This window comes from Rhodococcus sp. SJ-2, from assembly GCF_053750035.1.
This window is the reverse complement of record NZ_CM132340.1, coordinates 1,325,429-1,349,133: the sequence shown is the minus strand read 5'-3', so window position 1 is coordinate 1,349,133 and position 23,705 is coordinate 1,325,429. Positions and strand designations below refer to the sequence as shown.

The following is a 23,705-nucleotide window of genomic DNA, read 5'->3' as shown; positions in this document are numbered from 1 at the left end:
GTGAACCTGCTGCGCCGGCTGGCGATCCGCCTGGGCGCTCAGCCGTGGCTGCCGCGCTACGCCCGCGTCATCGTCGGGATGGACCGTGCCATCCAGTGGCTGACGCGGGGCCGGCTCACGCTGCTGACGGCTTCCGGGCTACCCGAACTGATGCTCACGGTCGTCGGACGGAAGACCGGTGTGCTCCGTACGACGCCCCTGCTCTGTGTGCCGTACGACGGCGGTTGGCTGGTCGCGGGATCCAACTGGGGCAATCCCGAGCCGCCCGCGTGGGTGCGCAACCTGAATGCAGTGGATGACGCTGCCGTACGGTTTCGTGGCTCCGTCACCGCGGTCTCGGTACGGATCGCCGAAGGCGCCGAGCGGGAGGCATCGTGGGCCGTGCTGGTGGCGACATGGCCGAACTACGACTTGTACGCCGAACGGATCGAACGTGAGATACCGGTGTTCATTCTGACGCCGAAATAGATGCTCATGCCGGCTGGTGCGCGTCGGCGTCCTCCATACGAATCGGCGTGCGGCGCTCACGGAGCACGTGACGCGCCGCCCAGTCGAGCCAGAATCCGAGGAAGCCGATCACGACGATCACCGCCATCACCTGGTCGTAGGCGAGCTGGTCGCGCGCGTTGAGGATCTGGTAGCCGAGCCCCGAACGCACACCGAGCATCTCGGCCGGGACCAGCACGACCCATGCGATCCCGAGCCCCACGCGCAGACCCGTCTGTACCTGGGAGCGGATCGAGGGAAGCACGACCGTCGTGAGCAGTTCGACACGTGTCGCGCCGAAGGACCGGGCCACCATGAGGTGCCCGGGGTCGATGGCGTGCACACCGGCCGCGGTGTTGATGACGATCGGCCATATCGCCGCTGCGGCAATGAGGAAGAACACCGGCTGGTGCCCGATTCCGAACAATGCCACTGCGATCGGAGCCCACGACAGCGGCGAGATCATCCGCAGGAACTGCATGACCGGCATGGTCGCCTGCTCGACGATCGGGTTGAGTCCGATCAGCAGCCCGAGCGGAATGCCGAGTGTTGCGGCGATCAGCAATCCGACCAGGAGCCGCCACAGGCTCGCGAGCATGTCGGGCAGCAGCACTCCGCGGGCGAACAGATCCACGATGGCCGGACCCACATACTGCGGCGCGAATTCGCGCACGAGTGAATCCGGTCCGGCGACGACGGTGGTGACCAGCCACCACAGCGCCACGGCGATGACGATCGCGATTGTCTGGGGCAGAAGCGGAAGACTCCGGGCGGACCGGGCCGTGGTGCTCACGTGGGGTCGACCTCCTCGGTGCGGGTGAGATCTGCGGGTAACCCGAAGGCATCGGTGCCGGGTGTCCGGGTCAGTGACGTGCGGACGAATCGGTCGTCGACGAGTTCGTGGTGCACGGTCGCCGGGTCGATCCGCGACAGGAAGTCGGTATTGCCGTCGACGACCGTGCCGTGCATCGCCTCGACCAGTGCGGTGGTGAAACTGGGGAAGGGGAAGGGCTGGTAGCCGATCTGCTGAGGCATCCACCGGGGGTGCCGGGTGCCTGCGTCGCGGCCCGGATAGGTCAGTGCCGTCGTGATCGCGGGCAGCGGTTGCGGCAGATAGCGGTCGGAGAGCATCGCTGCGGCAGCCGGACGATCGGCGCCGATCTGCAGCTGTGCGGATACCACCGAATCGGTCAGGGACTGCACTGCCGCGGGGTTCTCTTCGATGAGGTCCTCGTGGACGAGCAACGCGCAGCATGCGTGATCGCGCCACAGGTCGCCGAGGAAGCGGTGGATCCGCCCCACGCCGCGGAGTTCGGCGGCAGCGTTGAATGGATCTGCGACGGTGAATCCCGCGATCGAGCCGTTGGCCAGGGCGGGAATCATGTCGGACGGGCCCATCACGACAAGCCCGACGGTACCTGCGGCTCTCGACGGCGCCTGCCGCACGACGGGTGTCAGCCCGCGTTCGCGCAACATCTGCTGAACGACGATGTTGTGAATAGACCACCAGAACGGGATTGCGATGGTCTCGCCCGCAAGCTGCCCGAGGTCGGTGATGTGCGGGGCGACGGTGAGTGCGGAACCGTTGGTGTGGTTCCAGCCGAGAATGCGAGCGGAACTTCCCAGTCCGTAGCGCAATTGGACGGCAAGCGGCATCAGCAGGTGCACGACGTCGACCTGCCTGCTGACGAATGCCTCCGCGAGCGACGCCCAGCTGCGGAACAGCACGGGTTGTGCGCCATCGACGACGCCGCGCGGATACAGTCCGGCGCCGTGTGCGACGAGCAGCGGCGCCGCGTCGGTGATCGGAAGATAGCCGATGCGGAGTTGTCCCGTCGTGTTGGTGCGATCTGTTGCGGCGGTGCGCACCAGATCGGCTGCACCGAGCACACCACCGGCAGCAGCGAGTCCGAGCGCTCCCTGCATGAGGGTCCGCCGTGTCAGCTTCCCATTCACGACGGAGTCAGCGACGAATCGCGGTAGTGCTCGAGGATCTCCGTGCGCAGTGGTGCCCGTTCGTCCTGGTTGACGTCGGCGATGCGCCACTGCTGCCGCACTGTTCCACCTCGGCCGAACAGGGCGATCCGGTCGGCGAGGCGAAGCGCTTCGTCGATGTCGTGCGTGACCAGCACCGTCGTGAAGGCGAGTTCGCGGGCGAGTTCGCCGAGCCACGATTGCAGATCCGAGCGTGTCGCGGGGTCGAGCGCACTGAAAGGTTCGTCGAGCAGCAGCAGACGTGGACGCACCGCGACCGCACGGATCACCGCGATGCGCTGGGCCTGCCCGCCCGACAGCTGATCGGGGTAGTAACCGGCGAGGCCGGACAGTCCGAATCGGGCGAGTAGTTCATCGGCGTACGTGATGTCGAATCGCTCTCGGTGATTCTTGAAACGTCCGCCGAAAGCAATGTTGTCGCGGACGGTGAGCCATGGCATGAGGTAGGGCTGCTGGAACACGACACCCGTGTGGGGGCGGGTGTCACCGTCGGCGCTCGGCCAATCGATCTCTCCGCGATCGAGATGGTCGAGACCGGCGATGATCCGCAGGAGCGTCGACTTCCCGCTGCCACTGCTGCCGAGCAGGACGAGGAACTCACCGGTGGGGACGTCGAGATCGAGTCCCTGGAGAACCGGCTCGCGTCTACCCGCGAAACTCTTGTACGCGCCCGCTACTCGAACTTCGAGAGTTCCCATCGCAACTGTCCTTCCGAGGGAGATTGGATGGGGAGGAACGCGGCTTCGCGGAAACGCCTGTTCGTCGCGCTCGCGGAGGCGTATCCGGCGCCGCCGCGGAGTGTCGCTTCGAGACGCGTCGCGGCGACTGCGACGACCGAGCCGTCGAGACGAAGGCGGACCAGATCGGCCCCCGACACGGCGGACGGCGCTGTGGAGAATCGGTACAGGCGCTCCCGGAGCGAGTCGTATTGCTCTGCAAGGACCTGATACTCGCCGCTGAACTGCTCGCCGAGACCGTACAGGCGCGACGACGCCTCCTCGAGGGACGCTCGGGCAATACCCGCGCAGAACGAGGTTTGCAGCAGCAGGAAGGTCGGGCGAATGGCGCCGCAGAACTCGGTGAGGTATTCGGAAATGATGTCCGAAGCCGGGATTCGGACGTCCTCGAAGGTGAGTGAGGTCGACGAGGTGGCGCCGAGTGCGAGGAGTTCGGGTGACGCGTTGATGCGGATGCCGGGTGCATCGGCATGCACTGCGGCGATCACGTGTCCGCCGTCGGTGGTGCGCGCGGGGAATACGATGAGCGATTCCGGAAAGACGTTGGAAGCCCAGTGGATCGGGCCGGAAACGGTGAGCCCGCTGTCGGTGCGTTCTGCGAGCAGCGGAAGTTCGCCGAGTCCGGCGAGGTACTTGAGCGCGGCCGCCATGGCGGTGACGCCGACCCGCCGACCCGACGCGAGCTCGTCGCAGTACCGTGCGCGGAGGTGTTCCGGTGCGCGGTCGAGGTATTCGAGTGTCATGCGCTGAGCCCACAGCGAGAACCCGACGGTGAGGGACTCCGCAGCGATCCCGTCGATGACCGCGACCATGTGATCGAGACACTTCCCGCCGAGCCCGTTCTCGAGCAGGCCGAGCTCGCCGATGCGCGCGAGGTCGGTGCGGATATCGGTCTCACCACGATCGAGGGCGGCGGCACGGTCGCGCACGAATTCGGCGATCGTGCCGAGCTGCTCGTTCGGGTTCTGAATGGCCGCGGTCATCGGGTGCCTATCCTTCGAGAGAGTGGATGCGGTCGATCGGGGTGCTGACGGCCTCGCGAGCGCGGACGACGGCGTCCTCGTCGGGGGCGTTGTAGAAGCACAGGCACTTGTCCATGTCCTCGCGGACGTAGGTTCGCAGGAAGCTCACCTCGGGCACGTTGGCGTACTTCGGTGAGTTGGCCTTCTTGCGCGCGAGGTAGGTCTCCATGTCGATGGTGTCGGGGATGTCCCACTCGACGAGGTAACCGGCTTCGGGGCGTGCGGCCTTGATCTGGTCGAGGTCGGCACCGACGAGTCGAACCTCGTTGGGGCCCACTATTTCTGCGACGTCCAATGTGGTTGCCTCGAGCTGGGCTGCGCGGCATGCATCGAACTCGGCGACAGCGAAGATGCGGGTGCCGCCCGCGGTCACCTGCGACTCGATCAATTCGCCCCCGCCTGCAACGACCGCGGTGTCGAATGCCTTGATGGCAGCTTCGGCCTGGCCTTCGGTGGGTACGAGTTCGTAGAGATACAGCGACATGGGTCACCTTCCGAGTAGAGCTGGGTGGACATGCTGACGGCAGGTGTGAGCGCAGGCGTACGTCAGGAATCGACGGGCGAGGCGAGACGGGGGCCGGTCAGCGCATGGAGCGACAACACGCAGCACCGGTCACCCGCACGAGATCCACGTGCAGGCGACGGGTCAGAAGACAGCGTGTCACGGGAGCCACGATACCTTTGGATAGAACGATCTGTCTATCGGGCTGATCCGATAGTCTTTGCTGCGTGCGCACCACAGTCGAAACCCCCGCCAAGCGACCGCCCGCGGAACGACTCCTCGACACCGCAAGCGCACTGTTCGCCGAGTTCGGGATCCGTGCGGTGGGTGTCGATCGGATCCTCGCCGACGCGGGTGTTGCACGTGCGAGCCTGTACTCGTCCTACGGCTCGAAGGACGGCCTCGTCCATGCCTACCTGGACCGACTCGACCATCGCGATCGCACCCGATGGAACGATGCTGTTGCGGGCATCGACGATCCCGTGCGCCGAATCCTGACCTTCTTCGACCTTGCACTGGCCTCGGCGCCCGGCAGGAACTTTCGAGGATGCCAGTACGCGAATGCGGCCACGGAATTCCCGGAGGAGCGGATCGAACCGGTGCTTGCGCATCGCGAGTGGCTACTCGACACTCTCGTGCGATTGCTCGACCGGGCAGGTGTCGCAGATCCGGAACGCACGGCCGAACGCGTGCGGTTGATCTACGACGGGGCGCTCGCGGGTTCGAAGTTCGAGCACTCGACCGGGCCGATCCGTGGTGGCCGCGACCTCGCTGCGGAACTCATCGAGGCTGCTCGAGACGCGCGGCGGACTCGCGCCGACGGGTGAGCCCACGGAACCCGGTGCCTGCGACCGCGAGGGTCACGAGTACACCGATCGCGCCGGCCGCTCCGGTCGAGCCCTGCTGACCGCCGACCGTGTAGTCGGCAAGGGCGCTGCCCGCGAACCGGTGCTCGTGAACGAGGCGGGCCATGCAGTCGCCGGTCCGGGACGAATGAAGGGGATCGTCGGGCGCGGTGGCGCTCGGTGTCGTGTTACTCGGTGTCGTGTCGCAACCTCGCAGAGTTGCGGCTTCGAGCGCGTCGGGTGTGTTCGCGGCGAAGGCCGACAGGGCGAAGGTGGAGAGGATGCAGGCGATACCGAATGCGGCCGCGCCGAGCGCAGTCACCAGACGGATGTGCGTCGCGCCCGCCGCGGCAACGAGGACCACCCCGGTGACAAGACCTTCGAGAAGAGCGACGGGCGCGTGGGCGCCGTACAGATACGCAAGTGTCGACAACGGCATGTGCGAAGCGCCGGAGATCGCGTAGACGACCACGAATCCGGTGACCGCGGCGAACACCGACGCGCCGCCTGCAGCGAATGCGACGGTGAACGTTCGTGCGGTCGGGGACAGCGTGTCGCGGCGAGTGAGGAATGCGCGAAGGGCGACGGCGGTTCCGTACCCGCCGGCAACCCCTGCGAGGGCCATGACGGTGGTGTTCGCTCCGAGTGCGGTGAGGCCTCCGTCGGCGAAGACGAATGCCTGGATGGCGAGCACGAATGCCAGGCACAGCGCGGCGCCGAACGGGCCGATGAGTAGCGCCGCCACAGCGCCGCCGAGGACATGGCCGCTCACCCCGGGCAGGACCGGGACGTCGATCATCTGCATGGCGAACACGAGTGCGGTCACGAGTGCCGCGGTCGCGGCGGACTTTTCGGTCAGCTCTGCCCGGGCCCTCCATGCGGCGAGCACCAGGCCGAGCACAGCGACAACATAGAACAACGCTGATGCACGCGGGGTGATCAGTCCATCGCTCATGTGCATGGCCACGGTCTCCACGGTCAGGTTCTCCACGATCACGATGCCCCCATCTCACGTTCGTGGGCGCAACGCTAGTGCCGGGTACGCAGTTCCCGAGCGACATTCGTCAGGCCGGTTTCCGTGTCGACCGTATACACAAATAGGAACATGTTCTATATTTCGTTCATGTACGAGTGGTCCGACACAGACCTCATGTTCCGCGACGCGCTGCGCGGATTCATCGAGAAGGAAATCCGCCCCCACGTCGATGAGCTCGAGTCCGGTGAGCTCCCGCCGTTCGACATCATCCGCAAGATGTATGCCGCATTCGGGATCGACGAGATGGCCCGCGAGTCTCTCGACCGGGCTCTCGCCAAAGAGGAGAAGGGTGAGAGCTCGTCCGGAAGCGCAGGGGGGATGAGCGGGTCGCCGGGTATGGCGGCACTGCTCAACATCGAGATCGCCGGCGTGAGCCTGGGGCTCGTCGCATCGATGGGTGTGAGCCTCGGGCTCACTGCAGGCACGATTCGCAGCCGCGGGACCCTCGCGCAGAAGAAGCGCTGGCTGCCCGAACTGGTGACCTTCGAGAAGGTCGGCGCCTGGGCCATCACCGAACCGGACTCGGGATCCGACGCTTTCGGCGGCATGAAGACCACCGTCCGTCGCGACGGTGACGATTACATCCTCAACGGACAGAAGACTTTCATCACCAACGGACCGTACGCCGACGTAATCATCGTCTACGCCAAGCTCGACGACGGCGATGCGACGGTCGACCGACGCGACCGCAAGGTTCTCGCGTTCGTGCTGGACAAGGGGATGGAGGGTCTCACCCAGAGTCCGCCGTTCAAGAAGATGGGTATGAACTCCTCGCCCACCGGTGAATTGTTCTTCGACAATGTGCGCATCACCCGCGATCGCCTTCTCGGGGAAACCGAGGACGGTGGGAGTAGTGACGGGAAGAGCAGCGCGAAGGAATCGTTCGCGGCCGAACGTATCGGGATCGCGTACCTGTCGCTCGGCATCATCGAGCAGTGCCTGACGTTGTGTACCGAGTACGCGAAGTCGCGCAAATTGTGGGGTACTGCGATCTCCCAGTTCCAGCTCATCCAGCTCAAGCTTGCCGAAATGGAAATCGCCCGGGTCAACGTGCGGAACATGGTGTTCAGCGCGATCGAGCGTGCGCAGGCGGGGAAGCCGGTGAACCTGGCGGAGGCGTCGGCGATGAAGCTGTACTCGTCGCGCGCTGCCACCGAGGTCGCGATGGAAGCGGTGCAGCTGTTCGGCGGCAACGGGTACATGGCCGAGTACCGCGTCGAACAGCTGGCCCGTGATGCGAAGTCGCTGATGATATATGCGGGGAGCAACGAGATCCAGGTGACTCACATTGCGAAGGGGCTCCTGGCGGACTGACCGAAATGACTGTTTTGCGGTGAAATTTCCCGGTCGGAGGCTCGATCGGTAATACAAAACCGTGCCGAGAGACACCGGGTAGTGGTAATTGCCCGGTGTCTTCGCATATCTTGGCACGTGGGCCTACAGGCCAGGGGTAGTTATCTGCAACTGGCGATAACCATAAATTGATGTGCACAAGTATCGGGGAGGATCACGATGCACGGGGGAGAGAATGGGCCGCGAGACCGGCCGATAATCCGGTTCGACGACCGGCCGACCACGCCGATCAATATCGATGGCCGGTCGGCACGCGCCGAACGCACGCGCCAGGCGGTCATCGATGCGCATATCGCGTTGATCCGCGACGGCGAGCTCAAGCCGACGGGCGCACAGATCGCTGAACGAGCACGAGTATCGCTGCGATCTCTGTGGGGTCACTTCGGCGACCTGGAGACGCTGTTCTCGGCGACAGGGGCCGAATTGATGCGTCGACAGGACGACGCACACGAGCCGGTGGATCCGAGCCTGCCGCTCGCGGAACGTATCGACCGATACTGCCGTCAGCGCGCCGAGGCGCTCGAGTACATCGCGCCCTTCTCGCGATCGGCGGAGGTTCGGGCGCCGTTCTCGGAAGAACTGCAGCGCAACCGTCACCGCTACCTCGAGCGAGCGGAAATCGAAGTGCGGATGCTGTTCGCTCGGGAGTTCACCCGAGCCGACGACTCGGCGCGTGTTCAGATCGTCCAGGCGATCGCCATCGCGTCGACGTGGCCCACCTGGGTCTCGTTGCGCGACGTCGTGGGTCTGTCTGTTCCGGACTCGACCGAAGTGATGAAGCGAATGATCGGGGCCCTCGTGGAATCTGTCATGTCGCCGACGGCGCAACCGCTGGCCGTCTGACCGCAACCCGGACTGTCCCGACCACGTGAAGTTCACGGCCCGGCATGCGCCGCGAGGAACGGTCCGATGACCGATAACACCTCGGGCGCGGCCGCGACCGTGCCCGCGTGGTCGACACCGCGCAGGATCGCCAGTCGCGCACCGGGAATCGTGCGCGACAAGGAGCGGGTGTCGTCCACCCGTAGGTGATCCTCGGAACCGGCGACCGCCATCGTCGGCACTTCGACTTCGCCGAGTGTTGCGTCGTCGATTCCCGGTTCGCGGTCGGACCGGCGGAAATACGCGACGAGTGCCTCGGTGTCGTTGGCGCGGTCACCGCGAGCGCCAGACCTGCACGCGGCCCCGAACGAATACCCGAGGTAGTGCACCTGTCGCACGCCGACGGCGTCGAGAACGGCCACCAGATCACCGACGATCGACTCCATCGCGTAGGCGTCCTCGTCGTGCGGTGTGTCGCTGCGCCCGTGCCCGCGCAGGTCGGGCAGGAGCACGCGGTAATGCTCCCGCAACGCGGCCACGTACCCGAAGCCTCGCCATACTGCCGACGACAGTGCGCTGCCGTGCACGAGCATCAACGCCGGTGCGTTCTTGTCACCCGACCGGGCGGGTAGAGACGAGAACGCGATGCGCGTGCCATCCGCAGGATTGGTCGAATAGCTCACTCCTCCACCTTCACACACTCCTCCGGTATCTCTGCGTCTTCCGGAGCAACCGACCGCGTCACACCGATCTCGTCGAGGAACCGCTCGTCGTGGGACACCACCACGAGTGCGCCTTCGAACGCCTGCAACGCCTGGGTCAGATGCGCGAGGCTCGGCAGATCCAGGTTGTTGGTCGGTTCGTCCAGAATCAGCAACTGCGGGGCCGGATCGGCCGCAAGGAGGATGGCCAACGCTGCGCGGAGTCGCTCACCGCCCGAGAGGACCCCGACGGGCACGTCGGCATCGGTCCCACGGAACAAGAAGCGCGCCAGGCGTGCCCGCACCTCCTGCGGAGGAAGGTGCGGTGCGCGCAGTTCGGCATTGGCCACTACTGATGCCGTGTCGTCGAATATGTCGAGGCGTTGGGGGAGTAGCGCATACGGCACGAGAGGCCCGGCGTCGACGATCCGGCCCAGGAGCGTGGTCTTTCCCGAACCGTTGGGTCCGCGCACCGCAATGCGCTCCGGTCCGACGATTTCGAGCGGGCCTGCAGTGATCCGTTGTCCGGGGTGCACCGAAGTGCCGGGCAGATCCACTCGGATCTCACGGTCGTTGCGCACCGCATCCTGTGCCCGATCGAGTTGAGTCCGAGCAGATTCGAGGTTTCCCTCGTGTTCGCGCCGATATTTCCCCGCGGCCTCCTGTGCCTGCCGCTTGCGCATGTTCATGATGATCTTCGGCTCGCGCTTGTTCTCGAACATCTTCTTGCCGTAGCGTGCTCGTCGGTCGAGCGCGACGTGCGCGGCTGCGAGCTCACGGGCCTGCCTGCGAACGTCGCTGCGCGCGTCCCGTACCGCGGCCCGAGCGGCCTCCTGTTCGGCTTCGATGATCAGCTCGTAGTCGCCGAAGCCGCCGCCGAACATGCGGAGACTGCCGTCGCGCAGTTCGGCGATCGTGTCCATCCGATCGAGAAGATCGCGATCGTGACCTGCGACGATCACAGTCCCCGGGAATCGGTCGAGGGCGTCCTGCAGGCGTTCGCGAGCAGCCGCGTCGAGATTGTTGGTCGGCTCGTCGAGCAGCAGCACTCCGGGTTCGGAGAGCAGCCGCGCGGTGAGTCCGAGCAGGACGGTCTCGCCGCCCGAGAGCGTCCCTACGGTGCGGTCGAAATCATTCTCGTCGTGCAGGATTCGATCGAGCCCGAGTCGGTGCACGGTCGCGAGCGCACGTTCCTCGACGTCCCAGCGGTCGCCGACGGTGTCGAAGTCTTCGCCGGTGCCGTCTCCGGATTCTATTCGTCGCAACGCTGTTCGCACCGCCTCGATCCCGAGGACGGTCGAAACCGACACGGTGGGATCGAGAGTGATGTCCTGCGGCAGATACGCAACACGGCCGGATGTCGTCACCGATCCGCGCAACGGTCTCAAATCTCCTGAAATGAGCTGCAACAGTGTGCTTTTGCCGCTTCCGTTACGTCCGACGAGTCCGGTGCGCCCGGCGGTGAAGGTCGCGTCGAGACCCTCGAAGACGGCTGTGCCGTCGGGGTGCTCGAAGGCGAGTGCGGACAGTGTGACACTGCTGGAGGAAGAAATGGGTGTAGACATACGAACTCCTGGAGGTGAAAAGACAGCCCGCGCGTATTGCGCGGTGGTCGAGAACCTCTACAGGAGCAATGCCTTCTCCGAACGCCGGGAACAAAGTCGGTCTCCACGATAAAGGCAGTGGAGCGGCGAGGCAAGACAATTGTGACTCGATCGGTTCGCCACGCGGTTCGGTTGTCGCACAGTTCACCGGATCGTGGCGTCGGGCAACGGCACTGTTCCCCGATCTCCGGCATGATCGTGACCATGCATACAGGTCGACGAACAGTCACGCTCGTGACAGCGGCGTCCCTCACTCTCGGCGCGGTGGGCTGCGCGACGGGGCCGGATCAGCCCGACACGGTCGCGCAGGAGTTCGCCACTGCCCTGGATACCGGCGACTCGGCGTCGGCTGCTGCGCTGACCACGGACCCGGCTGTCGCGGAAGAGATGATCTCGGGTCTGTTCGAGGGGTTGGGCAACGACGATCCCACCGTGACGGTCGCGGGTACCGGCGAAGGCGACACCTTCGAGCTGGACGTGTCGTGGAACTTCGGGGAGGGGCGCGACTGGTCGTATCGCACTACCGGCTCCGCGACCCCGGACGGCGCCGACGGGTCGGACGACGACGACGGGTGGAGGATCCGGTGGGATCCGGCGGTGCTGGCGCCGGAGCTGAACCAGGGCACGTCACTGCGCTACACCCCGACGACGGGCACTCCACCGACGATCTTCGACAGTGCGGGGCAGCCACTGATGAGTGAGCAGATCGTGACCCTCGTGAATCTCGATTCGTCCGCCGACCCCGCGGTGGTGGCGCCATTGCTCGCCACAGCTGCACCCACGATCACCGCGGCGTCCCTCGCTGCCGACCTCGAGAAGGCGGACGGCGCACCGGTGACCGCGGTGGTTCTGAGAGACGCCGACCTTGCACCCATCGAAGAACAACTCTCCGCGATGCCCGGCGTCACGCTCGCACCGCAACCACGGCTGCTCACCGCCGACCGTGATCTGTCATCACCGGTGTGGTCGGGTCTGGACGAGATGTGGCACGAGAATCAGGCTGCGACCGCGGGCTGGGCAGTGCAGACGGTGGCTGCCGACGGCGCCGTTCGATCGATCGCAGGAGTGGCCCCCACCGAGGCTCCCGACCTGTACACCACGATCGATCCAGGTCTGCAGGCTCGAGCAGAAAGTACGCTCGCGTCGTTCGACCGGCCGGCTGTGATCGTCGGGATCGACGCCGATACCGGTGCGGTGCGCACCGTCGCGCAGAACGCCGCAGCGGATCAGGAAGGTCCGGTCGCGCTCACCGGTCTGTACCCTCCGGGTTCGACGTTCAAGACCGTAACCACGTCGGCTGCGTTGCAGGCGGGGCTCGCCGAGCCCGACACGGTGCTTGCGTGCCCCGGGGTCGCGACGATCGGCGACCGGACCATTCCGAACGACGAAAGTTTCGACCTCGGCGAGGTACCGCTGCACACTGCCTTCGCACACTCGTGCAACACCACGATGGCCGGATTCGCCGTGGACATGCCTCCCACTGCCCTGACCGATGCCGCATTGCAGTTCGGGCTCGGCGTCGACTACGTCACTCCCGGCCTCGTGACCGTCACCGGAAACGTCCCACCGATGGAGTCGGGCGCGGCACGTGTCGAGGGCGCGATCGGGCAGGGAGAGGTGACGGCCTCGCCGTTCGGTATGGCACTCGTCGCCGCGTCGATCGCGGGTGGGAAGACACCATTGCCGATGATCGTCGAGGGGCAGCAGGCAACCGCCGACCAGGAAGTCGCACCGGCCCCCGAAGGCACGATCGCTGCACTCCGAACGATGATGCGAGAGACGGTAACCGAGGGTACGGCGAACGTGCTGAGCGACTTTCCCGAACTCATCGGCAAGACCGGAACTGCGGAGTACGGTGGCAACAACGGAGCAGCCGGAAATGTGAGCGGGGCACACGGCTGGTTCATCGGCGCGCAGGATAACCTGGCGTTCGCAGTGTTCGTTGCGGGTGCCGACAGTTCGGCTCCCGCCGTGGGGGCGGCCGGGCAGTGGCTGGGGAGGTGACCTTCTCGGATGTAGCGCAATCGTGATCGCATCGTAGACGACTCGTGCTTGTGACCGATGTTGCTGGAGTGAAGGTTGGGGAGTATGGGATTTCGGGAGTGGCAGCGTCGGCGCGGCGTTCGCGCTGTCGCCCTCGGTGCTGCCGTGGCCGTGGTCGCCGCGGTGGGTCTGAACACATTCGTGTTCGACGACCCGCGCAGCGATGCGCAAATCCTGGTCGACGATTTCGTCGAAGCACTCAACGATCGTGAACCCGGCGTCGCCTCCGAACTCACCTCCTATCCCAACGCCGCCGAGCCCGTGCTGGCACAGATGTTCGACGGACTCTCCGACGGCAGCGTCGACTACGATGTCGCCCAGCTCGTCGAACTCAACGAAGACTCCGGATACTTCACCCTCACCGCCGACTGGAACTTCGGAGAGAACAAGGACTGGCACTACCAAGTCGACGGATCCGTCCGGAAGCTGGCCGTCGGCTGGCGCGTGTCGTGGAGCCCCAACGTGGTCGTTCCCGACCTCGCGGGCCGAACCGTCCACCACGTGCGTACGGACGCCGCACCACCGAAGATCTTCGACCGCACGGGCACGCCGCTGATGGAGGAGCAGACCATCAATGCGGTCGTGCTCAACCCCGCGTTCATGTCCGATCCCGTCGCCAGCACGACACGGCTTGCCGAGGTCCTCGCGCCTGTCGCGCCCGTCATCACCTCCGAGCTCATGCAGGGGCGGCTCGCCGCAGATCCCGGAGCTCGCATCACTGCGGTCAAACTCCGCGACCAGGACTATCAGTTCCTCGAAGAGGACATCGTCGCCGTGCCTGGCGTCGAAGTCATCAAGACGCCGACGCTGATCAGCTCCGATCGCCGGGTCTCGACCCCGCTACTCGATTCGCTCCGCTCGGCGTGGCAGCTCGAACGCGACCGCACCGCCGGATGGGCCGTGACACTCGAAGATCCCGAGCAGGGACCCATTCAGGTGGCGGGGTTCCAGGGTCCCCCGCCACCGGATCTCACGGCCACTGTGGATTCGCACGTGCAGCTCGCGGCCAAGGAAGCGGTCGTCACCGTCGGTACCCCCGCGGCGCTCGTCGCGATCCAGCCCTCGACCGGCGGGATCCTTGCCGTGGATGTCAACAACCAGGCCATGGAACTCGGCCCCGTAGCCACCCGAGGACTCTATTCGGCCGGCTCGGTATTCGATCCGGTGCGGTTGGCGGCAGGTCTCGACCGTGGTGTCGCTCCCGATTCGGTGAACACCGATGATCTGGCCGATACCGCGCGTCGCCTCGGGCTCGGCGTGGGGTACTCGGTGCCCGGATTCGAATTCGAGACGGCACAGATCGGGCACGGGCGGTCGGGAGTGGTGCAGTTCACCGGAGACGACGGCGACGAAACGCTCGTGAGTCCGCTCGGCGCCGCGTTGCTCGCCGCCTCGATTGCGCGCGGCGAAGCACCCCCGCCGATGCTCGTGCAAGGGCAGCCCGCGTCGCTCACCGAGGCGGTCGAGCCGTTGCCGCCGCATGTGACGGACGCTCTGCGCGGACTGATGATCGACAACGTGCAGAACGGTCCCGCGTCCTTCTTGAAGGGGCACCCGGGTCTCGCCGGGATCGCCGCCAGCGCCGGCGACGACCGCTGGTTCTTCGGTTACACCGGCGACGTCGCATTCGCGGTGTTCGTTGCCGACGCCGACGGCGGCGACCGTGCGGTGAAGATGGCCGACCGCTTCCTCACCGAATTGGCGAAGCCGCCCGCCTGACCCTTCGCGCGCACGGCGCCCACCGGGTCCCTGGCCCCGGGGGCCGGTACGTTCGAGCATCGTGACGGTTGTCGATGTCCTGCTGCTCGTCGTCGCCGGGTTCTTCGCCGGCGTGGTCGGGTTCGTCACCGGTCTTGCCTCGCTCGTGTCCTACCCGGCCTTGCTCGCGGTAGGGTTGTCGCCGGTCGCCGCGAATGTCACCAACACCGTCGCGATGGTCGGTGTCGGCGTCGGTGCGCTCAGCAACTCTGCTCGTGAAGTGATCGATACGGGACCGCGAGTGTGGCGGTGGACGGTCTATGCGGCACTCGGCGGTCTGACCGGAGCTGTCGTGCTCCTTGTCGCGCCACCCGGATCGTTCGAGGCCACGGTGCCTTTTCTCGTTGCGTTCGCGTCGTTCGCCCTGTTGCTGCAGCCGAAGATCCGTGAACTGGCCGGTGGCCGTGACCTTCCCCGCGTGTTCGCCGCTGCACTGTTCGTCGTCGCGGTGTACGGCGGCTACTTCGGGGCGGGCGCGGGCGTCATCTTTCTCGCCCTCACGCTGATCTGTACGTCCGAGTCGATCTGGCGCGCGAGCATCCTCAAAAGCTATCTGCTCGGCGTCGCCAACCTGGTCGCGGCGATCGGTTTCGCGTTCTTCGGCCCGGTCCACTGGATAGCCGCGGCGTCCATGGCGGTAGGGGCGTTCGCCGGTGGCTGGTGCGGCCCTCCGCTGGTCGAGCGGATCCCTCCGAACCTGCTCCGGGTGGCGGTCGCAGCCGCAGGGTTCGGTCTCGCCGCGTGGCTCGGCTTCGGCTGACTCGGTGCGGCGCGTCGCTAGTGCACTCCGTGCATGAGCTTCCGGATCCGCGGGGTGAACGCGATCAGGATCAGGCCGACGGCGATCGAGGCGCCGCCGATCCACAGGTAGTACGGCACCTCGTTGTTCTGGTCGTAGTAACCGGCGAGGGTGCCCGCCATTGCACTTCCCAGCGCGACCGACAGGTAGAACAGGGCGACCATCTGGGTGTGGAAGTTCTTGGGTGCGAGTTTCGTCGACAGCGACAGGCCCACCGGTGACAAGAACAACTCCGCCAGCGTGAACAGCAGCAGGATGCCGATGAGCCCGAGCAGCGGTGCACTGTTGGCGCCGCCCCCGGACATCGGGATGAAGCACAGGAACGCAATGCCCATGATGATGGTGCCGCACGCGAACTTGATGGGTGACGACGGTTGCCGAGGCCCGAGTTTCGTCCAGGCGGCGGCGAACACGCCGGCGAACAGAATGATGAAGACGGGGTTGATGGACTGGACCCACGACGGCGGGAACTCCCAGCCGAACAGGTTGCGGTCGAGGCGTGAATCGGCGTACACCGCGACCATCGTGAACTGCTGCTGGAACAGCGACCAGAACACGGCGCTCGCAAGGAACATCGGGATGAACGACCAGACCCGGCTGCGCTCGGTCGTCGTGATCTGCTTGCTGGTCAGAATGACGAAGAAGTAGACGACCGCCGCAACGATCGTCAGCGCGACCACGATGTCGGACATGTTGCCCGAGGTGATGACGCCGGTGGCCGCGAGGAGGCCGACAACGACGATGGCTGCTGCCGCGCCACCTGCGACTCGCGGTCGCAGGTCGGCCGGGAGTGGATGCGGTGGTGTACTGCCGATGTCGCCGAACTGCTTGCGATAGAGCGTGTACTGCGCGAGACCGAGGAACATGCCGACTGCTGCGAGGCCGAAGCCCCAGTGGAAGCCGTAGCGCGTCTGCATGAAGCCGGTGAGCAGTGGGCCGACGAGTGCACCGAGGTTGATGCCCATGTAGAAGATCGAGAATCCGGCGTCGCGGCGGTCGTCGTTCTCGTCGTACAGGTCGCCGACCATGGACGTCGCAGTCGCTTTGAGCCCGCCACTGCCGAACGCGACGCAGATCAGGCCGACGCCGACCCCGAAGAGTCCGGGCAGCAGTGCCAACGCGATGTGGCCGATCATGATGAGCACGGCACTGTAGAACAGTGTGCGTTCAGCGCCGAGCAGGCGGTCGGCGATCCATGCCCCGACGATCGTCGACAGGTAGACGGTGCCGCCGTAGGCGCCGACGATCGAGGTGGCGGCGACCTGGCTCAGACCCAGCCCGCCGTCTGCCGCCGAGTAGTACAGGTAGTAGATCAGGATGCCCTGCATGCCGTAGAACGAGAACCGCTCCCACATCTCGACACCGAAGAGGTTGGCGAGGGGGAGCGGTTGTCCGAAGAACCGGTGATCGGTTCTCGATTCGGCTGGAGGCACAGTGTCGCTCATGAGTGTCACTGTTGCACCGAGGAGCGGACGGTGTGGGTGATTCAATTCATCGAAAGCGTGTCGTATCGATCACCCGTTATGTCGATCACCCGTTATGTCGATCATCGTCGTGTCGATCCCACCGGCGTGACGTTCACTGCGTGGTGATCCGCCGGCGGAGAATCACCTGAGCGACCACACGCCATCCGACGAGGACGAGTCCGAGGGACAGTGTCGCGACGATGATGAATGCGGTCGCGGTGCCTTGGCCGGTCAGTGCCCGCAGCAGCATTCCGCCGACGAGGGCGCTCACCCACAGAATCAATCCTGTGGGGACTGCGGCGTAGGCGTCGAACTTGTCGCGGTAGAGCCATGCGGTGAGGAACCACCCGATGGTCAGTCCACCGAGGAACGGCCAGGCCGTTCCGGCCAGCCCCACGAGGTCGAGTGCTTCGTCATGGCTGGATCGTCCGATTGTGGCGAAGACGATGACCAGAATGACGTCGAGAACCAGCGCGGGTGCGTACTTTCTCACCCGTCCAGGGTATCCCCGATGCTCGTCGGACCGGCCGACGGTGTCAGGCCTGAGCGAGGGCCTCGATCTCGATGTTCAGGGTGATCTTGTCACCGACGACTGCTCCGCCGCCTTCGAGGGGCATCTCGATGCTGATGCCGAAGTCCTTGCGGTTGATCACGGTGGTGGCTTCGAAGCCGGCAACAGCGCCCTGGCCCATGCCGGGGTTGACGCCGTTGAACTCGAGCTTCAGTTCGATCGGGCGGGTGACACCGTGCAGCGTGAAGTCGCCTGCGAGGAGCAGGTCGCCGTTCTCGGCACGCACGCCCGTGGTGGCAAACGTCGCGACGGGGTGGTTCGCGGTGTCGAAGAAGTCGGCGGATTTGATGTGCGCGTCACGGTCGGCGTTCTTGGTGTTGATCGAGTCGACCTGGATCTCTGCGTTCGCGCTGGCAGTTCCGTCCTCGGCGACCACGATCGTGCCGGTGAAGCTCTCGAAGGTGCCGCGGACCTTGCTGACCATGAGGTGGCGGACCGAGAAACCGACGCTGGAGTGGACGGGGTCGATGGTCCAGGTGCCTGCGGTCAGGCCGGGGAAGACGGTGGTGCTTGCGGTCATGAGGCGCTCCTTGGATGTTCGGATATGTTGTTGAAACTTCAACTGCTGACAGATCGAGGATGACACAATCTAGTTGAGTTCGCAACTACTTTGTCGGAAGAAGATTCAGTCCGGCTGAAGAACGGTCCGTTCGGCGACGGGATCGATGTCGGCCCCGGCGCTCACACCGCGGTACAGGACCGCCACGGTGATCCACCCGATCACCGCAACGAACGCGACGCTCACCGCTCGATAGACGAACACTGCGGCGAGAGACTGAGATGCGCTCAATCCTGCTGCGGTGAGGGTGGCGATCAGCGTGCCGTCGACGAATCCGAGACCCGCGGGGGCAAGCGGGACACTGCCGACCGCCTTCGCGGCGGTGAACGCGATGATCAGACCGGCCAACGACGGTGTGCCGCCGACCGCCCAGCACGCGAATCCGAGGCAGATCATGTCGAGCACGCGATTCAGACCAGACCATGCCGCCGCGGCCATCATGTCCCGTCGACGGAGGTGCACCGCTTCGAGCTGGGACAGGGCACGTTCGAACGCCTCGATCCCGGCGTCGGCCGACCTCCTGATCAGGCGGTTGAATCGTTCCAGATTCCACGTGACGAAAGTCTTGATCGACGACGGATTCTGCGCGACGTACCGGAGCCCGAGCAGTAGCGCACCGGCCGCAGTGATCGACAGCAGCAAGGTGACGGGACTGATCGACGAGCCGACAGCGAAAGCGCCGACGGCGCCCATGGCGGCAAGCGTGGCGGTGGAGACGACCCCCGACACCGCGAGCTGCCAGGAGGCGACCATCGGCGTTGCGCCCCAGCGGCGCGTCTGCCGGTAGGTGAACGCGGTGGAGAAGACGAGACCTGCGGGGAGTGTCACTGCCATCGCGGTACTCCCGTAGACCACCGAGGTCGACCGGGACAGACTCACCTGAACTCCGCCCGCACGCAGCACCTTGCGGAGGAGCCCGGCGAACGCGCTCAGTGACAGGAGTTGCGCGACCACCGCCGCCGCGGCCCACCCCCAGTGCATCTCCGTCAGAGCTCGCCAGGATTCGCTCATCGATGGCCACAGGTAGATCCCCTCGACGACGAGGAGGGCGATCAGGGCGATCGCGGACACCCACTTGATCCACCTGAAACGGCCCCGTCGCGGTGTAGCGTCGGGGCCAGATCGGCCTTCATGCGGCTGCGCCACTCGGCCAGCGTATCGAACGCCGTCGAAACACTCGTATGGTTACCCGTTGGTAGAGACCGGTTCGGGTGATCGAACGGGCCACGCCAGCTGTGTCATGCGCCCCCGTCCGCGCAGCTGGACCTCATCGCCCAACTCCCAGTGGCCGCGCTCCTCGTCGTCCGCGAAGTACAGCGCACTGGACGAGGCGAGTACCCGGCTCGGGCGCAGTTTTGCGAGTTCGGTCAGCCGGGATGCCTCATTGACCGGGTCGCCGATCACTGTGTACTCGAAGCGCTCCGCCGCACCGATGTTCCCGGCCACCGCCAGGCCGGCAGAGACCCCGATACCGATGTCGAGCCCGGTGATCTCGTCGAGCGCGAACCGCAGCTCGCGTGCCGCCGCCAACGCAGCGGTAGGGGCGTCGGGACGGTCCAACGGTGCACCGAAGATCACCAGTGCGGCGTCACCCATGAACTTGTTCACGAATCCGTTGTGCTTGTCGACGACGTCGACGACCACGCGGAAGAACTCGTTGAGCAACTCCACCACCTCGTTCGGGGGCCGCTCCGCGGCAGTGGCCGTCGACCCCACCATGTCGACGAACAGCACGGCGACATAGCGCGTCTCACCACCGAGCTCGGTGCCGTACTGCAGAGCTCGGCGAGCGACGTCCTCGCCGACGTGCTGACCGAACAGTTCCCGCAACCGTCGCCGCTCGTCCGATTCGGACATCATCCGGTTGAAGCCCACCTGCAGCCGACCGATCTCACTGCCGTCGAACACCTCGACCTGGACCCCGGAGGCGCCGCGCTGGACGCGCTCGATGGCCCACCGAAGCTGCTTGATGGGATCGGAGATCTGCGACGAGGTCAGCAGCGACAGGACGAGTGCGAGCCCGATCGACATCACCGCCAACGCCAGTACCGACCACGCGAGCGCATCGGAGCCGAATTCGTTGTCTGTGGTCAACTGGGTGACGCACAACAACACGATCCCGGCGACCGGCATCAAGGTGCCCAGGCCCCACGTCATTGCGAGACGGGTACCGACACCGGGCGCCATGGTCCGATCGAAACGACCTTCACTCAGCGCCCGCGCGGCCACCGGGCGCAGGATGCGCTCGCCGAGCATGTAGGTGAAACCGAACGTGCTTGTCGCGGCCATCGCGACGGTGACGGCGACGGTCACCGCGAGCGACGGCATCTCTTCAGCGGTGAGGAAGACGAACAACACCCCACCGAGCAGCCACAGCCCGAGATGCACGATCGCCTGCCGCAACGGTGCGTGCAGGGCAGCCATCTGCTCCGACCGTGTCGGCGGGCCCCCGCGCAGCTGCCACCGCACCACGGACCGCAGCATCAGCGCTGCCGCGCTCAGGCTCACGACCCCCGCGAACGCCAGGTAGACGGCGAAGACGGCAAAATTGCGGACCCTGTCCGCGATGATGTTCTCCGACTCCTCGATCGGCAGCCCGTAACGAACGAAGGCGAACACCAGCATGGCCCCGAACAGATTCGAAGCGCCCATCGAGACCATGTAGAGCGGCCAGCGACTTCGCAAAGTCGCCGCGACTGCTCGATATGACCTCAACACGACTTCAAATCAAACCACTGTGCGGACGGTCACATGACCTTGTGGTCGCACTTGGGGGTCACCGAATGGTTGGATTCACCGCAAAAGCGACGACGAAGGCGAGGAGCGCGGAGATGGGGGGATCCATATCCGATCTCTCGCGCACGGCAGACCCGGACGCCCCGCTGTGGCGTGCCGCGCAGGTGTTCCGGCTGGTCACGGTCGTCTACGCGGTCAGCTCCCACGTCTCGACCGTCCCGAATTACACCGACGAGACATTGAGCTGGTTCCTCATCGGCGTTCTCGTGGCGTGGTCGCTGACCTCGGCGCTACTGCTCTCACGCGGACCTCGGGGGCGTCGGGTGGTCGTTGCCGTCGACCAGTTCACAGCCATCGCACTGATGGCGTCGACCCGATTGATCTCCGATCACGACTGGTACAGCCACCATCAGACGATGCCGACCACGCTGTGGGTCGCCAACGCTGTCATCTCGGCTGCGCTCTTCGCCGGCCCGCTCGCAGGAATCGCTTCGGCGATCGTGATGGCCGCGGTCAGCGCGGTGGTGCGCGACCAGGTCAACCTCGACCTGTGGTCCGACGCGACCGCGCCCGTTCTCGTCGCCTGCGGTGTCGCGATGGGATTCGCGATGAGGACGGCCCGGACCGCGCACCGCCGGCTCGAGGAAGCGGTGCGGATCGCCGCGGCAACAGAGGAACGTGACAGGCTCGCCCGGCAGGTCCACGACGGCGTGCTGCAGGTACTCGCGCTCGTACAGCGAGGAACCGACGAGAGCTCCGGAGTCGGTATCGGCCGGGCCGAACTCGCCCGGCTGGCCGGTGAACAAGAGGAGGCATTGCGCCGCCTGATCTCCGACCAGGACACCGAGGTCGATCGAGGTGGGCAACACGTCGACCTGACCGCGATGCTGCGAATGCGGGTCGACGGCGACGTCACCGTGGCTGCGCCCGCGGACCCCATCGTGATGGAGCGGCCACGCGCCGGGGAACTCGTGGCGCTCGCGACCACCGCACTCGACAACGTCGAGCATCATGCCGGTCGCGACGCACGAGCGTTCGTGCTGCTCGAAGACCTCGGCGACGAGATAATCCTCTCCATCCGTGACGACGGCGTCGGTATCGCCCCCGGACGACTGGCCGAAGCCTGTGTGCAGGGACGTCTCGGCGTATCGAAATCGATCATCGGCCGGGCACAGTGGCTCGGCGGGACAGCACAGCTCGAGACAGCACCCGGCGAAGGCACCGAGTGGGAGATACGCGTGCCCAAGGAGGAACCACATGGCTGAGATCACCGTGATGGTGGTCGACGACCATCCCATCTGGCGCACCGCCGTGGCCCGCGATCTCACGGACGCCGGTTTCCGCGTGGTGGCGGAGGCCGACAGCATGCGAACGGCCCGAACGCGGGCCGTGGTCGAGCCGGACGTCGTGCTCATGGACATGTCGTTGACCGACGGCAGCGGAACGGATGCGACCAGGGCCGTGCTGGAGGTGTCGCCGCGGTCGCGGGTACTTGTGTTGTCGGCGTCGTCCGAACGCGCCGATGTGCTCGGTGCGGTGAAAGCAGGGGCGTCCGGTTATCTGGTGAAGAGCGCGTCGGCCGTCGAACTCGTCGAAGCCGTAGTGAAGACCGCTGCGGGTCAGGCCGTGTTCACCCCCGGTCTGGCGGGGCTCGTGCTCGGTGAGTATCGGAAGCTGTCGGTGTCGAAGCTGCGTGAATCGTCTGCGCCGACCCTCACCGACCGCGAAACCGAGGTCCTGCGACTCGTCGCGAAGGGAATGTCGGCGAAACAGATCGCGTCGCGCCTGGTACTGAGCCACCGCACCGTCGAGAATCATGTGCAGGCGACGCTGCGCAAGCTGCAACTGGCCAATCGGGTGGAACTGACCAGGTATGCAATCGAACAGGGTCTGGACTGATGTTCTGAACCCTGCATCGTGCTCGGAACTCTGCATCGTGCACGGACGACTCTAAAGTGGTCGGCATGGACCCGAAGGATCTGAGAGTCTCGGACGCAGAACGTGAACACGTGGGTGAACTGCTGCAGCGCGCAGTCGGTCAGGGCATGCTGTCGCTCGGTGAATTCACCGAACGAATGGACACCGTGCTCGTCGCGAAGACCCGCGGAGATCTGAACCAGGTGCTCGTCGATCTGCCTGGTATCCAGATGCGACCGGAGTTCCAGCAACAGCCGCAGTTTCCGCCCGCTCGGGCGTACGAGCCGCAGGCCGCCGCGGTGTCTCCGTCGATGTACTCCGGGGGCACCGGGACGGTACTCAAGGGCCGGATGTCGACGATCGCGCGTAAGGGTCGCTGGGAGGTGCCGCCGGTGTTGCAGATCGACACCGTGGCGTCGTCGGTGTCGCTGGACTTCACCGAGGCGGTGATGCAGACGCAGGTCGTGCGGATCGAGGTCAGCGACTACCTCAGCTCGATCAGCATCGTCATTCCGATGGAGGCGACAGCCGACATCAACGGACTGGAGGCGATGGCCTCGTCGGCGACCTCGAAGGTGGGCGCGGGCGCCCCGTACGGCCCGCTGCATCTGGTGGTGACGGGCAAAATGCGTGCCGGAAGCCTGACGGTCGCGCACCCGATGGGTGCGCGACTGCGCAAGTTTCTCAGGGGTACCTGACCGGAGAACGTGGCGCGCAAGCCCGGTCCTTCAGGGCGGGTTAGCGCATCAATCA

Annotated in this window: 24 protein-coding genes; 10 read left to right on the top strand and 14 right to left on the bottom strand. The window is 65.7% G+C overall.

All coding sequences use genetic code 11. The annotated features are described in order from the left end of the window. Positions 1-468, top strand: a complete 468-nt coding sequence (locus ACSYG9_RS06105) for a nitroreductase family deazaflavin-dependent oxidoreductase (protein ID WP_454841600.1) — start codon at positions 1-3, stop codon at positions 466-468. A gap of 4 nt (positions 469-472) precedes the next feature. On the opposite strand, the gene ACSYG9_RS06100 is transcribed toward ACSYG9_RS06105, so the two are convergent. The 6 genes from ACSYG9_RS06100 to ACSYG9_RS06075 form a co-directional block, all read right to left on the bottom strand. Further along, on the bottom strand, positions 473-1,279 hold the full coding sequence (locus ACSYG9_RS06100) for an ABC transporter permease (RefSeq protein WP_454841598.1): 807 nt from the start codon (positions 1,277-1,279) through the stop codon (positions 473-475). Beyond that, positions 1,276-2,442: an ABC transporter substrate-binding protein gene (locus ACSYG9_RS06095; protein WP_454841597.1), complete on the bottom strand. Its 1,167-nt coding sequence runs from the start codon at positions 2,440-2,442 to the stop codon at positions 1,276-1,278. The genes ACSYG9_RS06100 and ACSYG9_RS06095 overlap by 4 nt, the downstream gene beginning before the upstream one ends. Continuing rightward, positions 2,439-3,179, bottom strand: a complete 741-nt coding sequence (locus tag ACSYG9_RS06090) for an ABC transporter ATP-binding protein (RefSeq protein WP_454841595.1) — start codon at positions 3,177-3,179, stop codon at positions 2,439-2,441. Before ACSYG9_RS06090 ends, ACSYG9_RS06095 begins: the two co-directional genes overlap by 4 nt. Continuing rightward, complete coding sequence (locus ACSYG9_RS06085; RefSeq protein WP_454841593.1) at positions 3,155-4,201, bottom strand: acyl-CoA dehydrogenase family protein; 1,047 nt, start codon at positions 4,199-4,201, stop codon at positions 3,155-3,157. Before ACSYG9_RS06085 ends, ACSYG9_RS06090 begins: the two co-directional genes overlap by 25 nt. 7 nt (positions 4,202-4,208) lie before the next feature. After that, complete coding sequence (locus ACSYG9_RS06080; RefSeq protein ID WP_454841591.1) at positions 4,209-4,724, bottom strand: DUF4242 domain-containing protein; 516 nt, start codon at positions 4,722-4,724, stop codon at positions 4,209-4,211. Positions 4,725-4,821: 97 nt separating this feature from the next. After that, positions 4,822-4,872, bottom strand: a complete 51-nt coding sequence (locus ACSYG9_RS06075; protein WP_454842890.1) for a hypothetical protein — start codon at positions 4,870-4,872, stop codon at positions 4,822-4,824. A 97-nt stretch (positions 4,873-4,969) separates the two neighbouring features. On the opposite strand from ACSYG9_RS06075, the gene ACSYG9_RS06070 reads away from it, so the two are divergent. After that, complete coding sequence (locus ACSYG9_RS06070; protein WP_454841590.1) at positions 4,970-5,569, top strand: TetR/AcrR family transcriptional regulator; 600 nt, start codon at positions 4,970-4,972, stop codon at positions 5,567-5,569. On the opposite strand, the gene ACSYG9_RS06065 is transcribed toward ACSYG9_RS06070, so the two are convergent. Further along, positions 5,523-6,584 carry an energy-coupling factor ABC transporter permease gene (locus tag ACSYG9_RS06065; RefSeq protein WP_454841589.1) on the bottom strand — a complete coding sequence of 354 codons (1,062 nt, stop codon included), beginning with the start codon at positions 6,582-6,584 and terminating at the stop codon, positions 5,523-5,525. The genes ACSYG9_RS06070 and ACSYG9_RS06065 overlap by 47 nt on opposite strands. 126 nt (positions 6,585-6,710) lie before the next feature. Between ACSYG9_RS06065 and ACSYG9_RS06060 the strand changes: the two genes are divergently transcribed. Both ACSYG9_RS06060 and ACSYG9_RS06055 read left to right on the top strand, forming a co-directional pair. Further along, the gene (locus ACSYG9_RS06060; RefSeq protein ID WP_454841588.1) at positions 6,711-7,937 is read left to right on the top strand and encodes an acyl-CoA dehydrogenase family protein; all 1,227 of its coding nucleotides are present in this window, start codon (positions 6,711-6,713) and stop codon (positions 7,935-7,937) included. Positions 7,938-8,135: 198 nt separating this feature from the next. Beyond that, positions 8,136-8,819 carry a TetR/AcrR family transcriptional regulator gene (locus tag ACSYG9_RS06055; protein ID WP_454841586.1) on the top strand — a complete coding sequence of 228 codons (684 nt, stop codon included), beginning with the start codon at positions 8,136-8,138 and terminating at the stop codon, positions 8,817-8,819. Between the two features lie 32 nt (positions 8,820-8,851). Here the strand turns inward: ACSYG9_RS06055 and ACSYG9_RS06050 are convergent, their stop codons facing one another. Next, positions 8,852-9,481, bottom strand: a complete 630-nt coding sequence (locus ACSYG9_RS06050; protein WP_454841584.1) for an alpha/beta fold hydrolase — start codon at positions 9,479-9,481, stop codon at positions 8,852-8,854. Next, positions 9,478-11,064: an ABC-F family ATP-binding cassette domain-containing protein gene (locus tag ACSYG9_RS06045; protein ID WP_454841583.1), complete on the bottom strand. Its 1,587-nt coding sequence runs from the start codon at positions 11,062-11,064 to the stop codon at positions 9,478-9,480. Before ACSYG9_RS06045 ends, ACSYG9_RS06050 begins: the two co-directional genes overlap by 4 nt. A gap of 231 nt (positions 11,065-11,295) precedes the next feature. Between ACSYG9_RS06045 and ACSYG9_RS06040 the strand changes: the two genes are divergently transcribed. The 3 genes from ACSYG9_RS06040 (at position 11,296) to ACSYG9_RS06030 (ending at position 15,664) form a co-directional block, all read left to right on the top strand. Then, positions 11,296-13,107, top strand: a complete 1,812-nt coding sequence (locus ACSYG9_RS06040) for a penicillin-binding transpeptidase domain-containing protein (protein ID WP_454841581.1) — start codon at positions 11,296-11,298, stop codon at positions 13,105-13,107. Positions 13,108-13,191: 84 nt separating this feature from the next. Continuing rightward, positions 13,192-14,865, top strand: a complete 1,674-nt coding sequence (locus ACSYG9_RS06035) for an NTF2-like N-terminal transpeptidase domain-containing protein (RefSeq protein ID WP_454841580.1) — start codon at positions 13,192-13,194, stop codon at positions 14,863-14,865. Between the two features lie 61 nt (positions 14,866-14,926). Continuing rightward, a complete protein-coding gene (locus ACSYG9_RS06030; RefSeq protein ID WP_454841579.1) occupies positions 14,927-15,664 on the top strand; it encodes a sulfite exporter TauE/SafE family protein in 738 nt (245 codons plus the stop codon). 17 nt (positions 15,665-15,681) lie between these two features. Here ACSYG9_RS06030 and ACSYG9_RS06025 read toward each other — a convergent pair whose 3' ends face one another. The 5 genes from ACSYG9_RS06025 to ACSYG9_RS06005 form a co-directional block, all read right to left on the bottom strand. Beyond that, the gene (locus ACSYG9_RS06025; protein WP_454841578.1) at positions 15,682-17,148 is read right to left on the bottom strand and encodes a peptide MFS transporter; all 1,467 of its coding nucleotides are present in this window, start codon (positions 17,146-17,148) and stop codon (positions 15,682-15,684) included. 133 nt (positions 17,149-17,281) lie between these two features. Then, positions 17,282-17,662 (bottom strand): DUF3054 domain-containing protein, encoded by a 381-nt coding sequence (locus tag ACSYG9_RS06020; RefSeq protein ID WP_454841577.1) that lies wholly within the window; start codon positions 17,660-17,662, stop codon positions 17,282-17,284. A 43-nt stretch (positions 17,663-17,705) separates the two neighbouring features. Next, positions 17,706-18,260, bottom strand: coding sequence for a YceI family protein (locus ACSYG9_RS06015; protein WP_440126273.1), 555 nt, complete (start codon positions 18,258-18,260; stop codon positions 17,706-17,708). A 105-nt stretch (positions 18,261-18,365) separates the two neighbouring features. Then, positions 18,366-19,370: a lysylphosphatidylglycerol synthase transmembrane domain-containing protein gene (locus ACSYG9_RS06010; protein WP_454841576.1), complete on the bottom strand. Its 1,005-nt coding sequence runs from the start codon at positions 19,368-19,370 to the stop codon at positions 18,366-18,368. 114 nt (positions 19,371-19,484) lie between these two features. Further along, the gene (locus tag ACSYG9_RS06005; protein WP_440127554.1) at positions 19,485-20,960 is read right to left on the bottom strand and encodes an adenylate/guanylate cyclase domain-containing protein; all 1,476 of its coding nucleotides are present in this window, start codon (positions 20,958-20,960) and stop codon (positions 19,485-19,487) included. Between the two features lie 170 nt (positions 20,961-21,130). On the opposite strand from ACSYG9_RS06005, the gene macS reads away from it, so the two are divergent. The 3 genes from macS to ACSYG9_RS05990 all read left to right on the top strand — a co-directional run bounded on the left by macS (position 21,131) and on the right by ACSYG9_RS05990 (position 23,650). Beyond that, positions 21,131-22,300 carry a MacS family sensor histidine kinase gene (gene macS, locus ACSYG9_RS06000; protein WP_454841575.1) on the top strand — a complete coding sequence of 390 codons (1,170 nt, stop codon included), beginning with the start codon at positions 21,131-21,133 and terminating at the stop codon, positions 22,298-22,300. Between the two features lie 10 nt (positions 22,301-22,310). Then, on the top strand, positions 22,311-22,934 hold the full coding sequence (locus tag ACSYG9_RS05995; protein WP_440127553.1) for a response regulator: 624 nt from the start codon (positions 22,311-22,313) through the stop codon (positions 22,932-22,934). 65 nt (positions 22,935-22,999) lie between these two features. After that, a complete protein-coding gene (locus tag ACSYG9_RS05990) occupies positions 23,000-23,650 on the top strand; it encodes a DUF1707 SHOCT-like domain-containing protein (protein WP_440126270.1) in 651 nt (216 codons plus the stop codon). Positions 23,651-23,705 lie beyond the last annotated feature (55 nt).

What these genes read in the sequence shown, in the direction of transcription:
- ACSYG9_RS06090 (WP_454841595.1), bottom strand. Translation starts at nt 3,179, where the DNA reads ATGGGAACTCTCGAAGTTCGAGTAGCGGGCGCGTACAAGAGTTTCGCG.
- ACSYG9_RS06085 (WP_454841593.1), bottom strand. Translation starts at nt 4,201, where the DNA reads ATGACCGCGGCCATTCAGAACCCGAACGAGCAGCTCGGCACGATCGCC.
- ACSYG9_RS06080 (WP_454841591.1), bottom strand. Translation starts at nt 4,724, where the DNA reads ATGTCGCTGTATCTCTACGAACTCGTACCCACCGAAGGCCAGGCCGAA.
- ACSYG9_RS06060 (WP_454841588.1), top strand. Translation starts at nt 6,711, where the DNA reads ATGTACGAGTGGTCCGACACAGACCTCATGTTCCGCGACGCGCTGCGC.
- ACSYG9_RS06055 (WP_454841586.1), top strand. Translation starts at nt 8,136, where the DNA reads ATGCACGGGGGAGAGAATGGGCCGCGAGACCGGCCGATAATCCGGTTC.
- ACSYG9_RS06045 (WP_454841583.1), bottom strand. Translation starts at nt 11,064, where the DNA reads ATGTCTACACCCATTTCTTCCTCCAGCAGTGTCACACTGTCCGCACTC.
- ACSYG9_RS06040 (WP_454841581.1), top strand. Translation starts at nt 11,296, where the DNA reads ATGATCGTGACCATGCATACAGGTCGACGAACAGTCACGCTCGTGACA.
- ACSYG9_RS06035 (WP_454841580.1), top strand. Translation starts at nt 13,192, where the DNA reads ATGGGATTTCGGGAGTGGCAGCGTCGGCGCGGCGTTCGCGCTGTCGCC.
- ACSYG9_RS06025 (WP_454841578.1), bottom strand. Translation starts at nt 17,148, where the DNA reads ATGAGCGACACTGTGCCTCCAGCCGAATCGAGAACCGATCACCGGTTC.
- ACSYG9_RS06015 (WP_440126273.1), bottom strand. Translation starts at nt 18,260, where the DNA reads ATGACCGCAAGCACCACCGTCTTCCCCGGCCTGACCGCAGGCACCTGG.
- ACSYG9_RS06005 (WP_440127554.1), bottom strand. Translation starts at nt 20,960, where the DNA reads ATGGTCTCGATGGGCGCTTCGAATCTGTTCGGGGCCATGCTGGTGTTC.
- macS (WP_454841575.1), top strand. Translation starts at nt 21,131, where the DNA reads ATGGGGGGATCCATATCCGATCTCTCGCGCACGGCAGACCCGGACGCC.
- ACSYG9_RS05995 (WP_440127553.1), top strand. Translation starts at nt 22,311, where the DNA reads ATGGTGGTCGACGACCATCCCATCTGGCGCACCGCCGTGGCCCGCGAT.
- ACSYG9_RS05990 (WP_440126270.1), top strand. Translation starts at nt 23,000, where the DNA reads ATGGACCCGAAGGATCTGAGAGTCTCGGACGCAGAACGTGAACACGTG.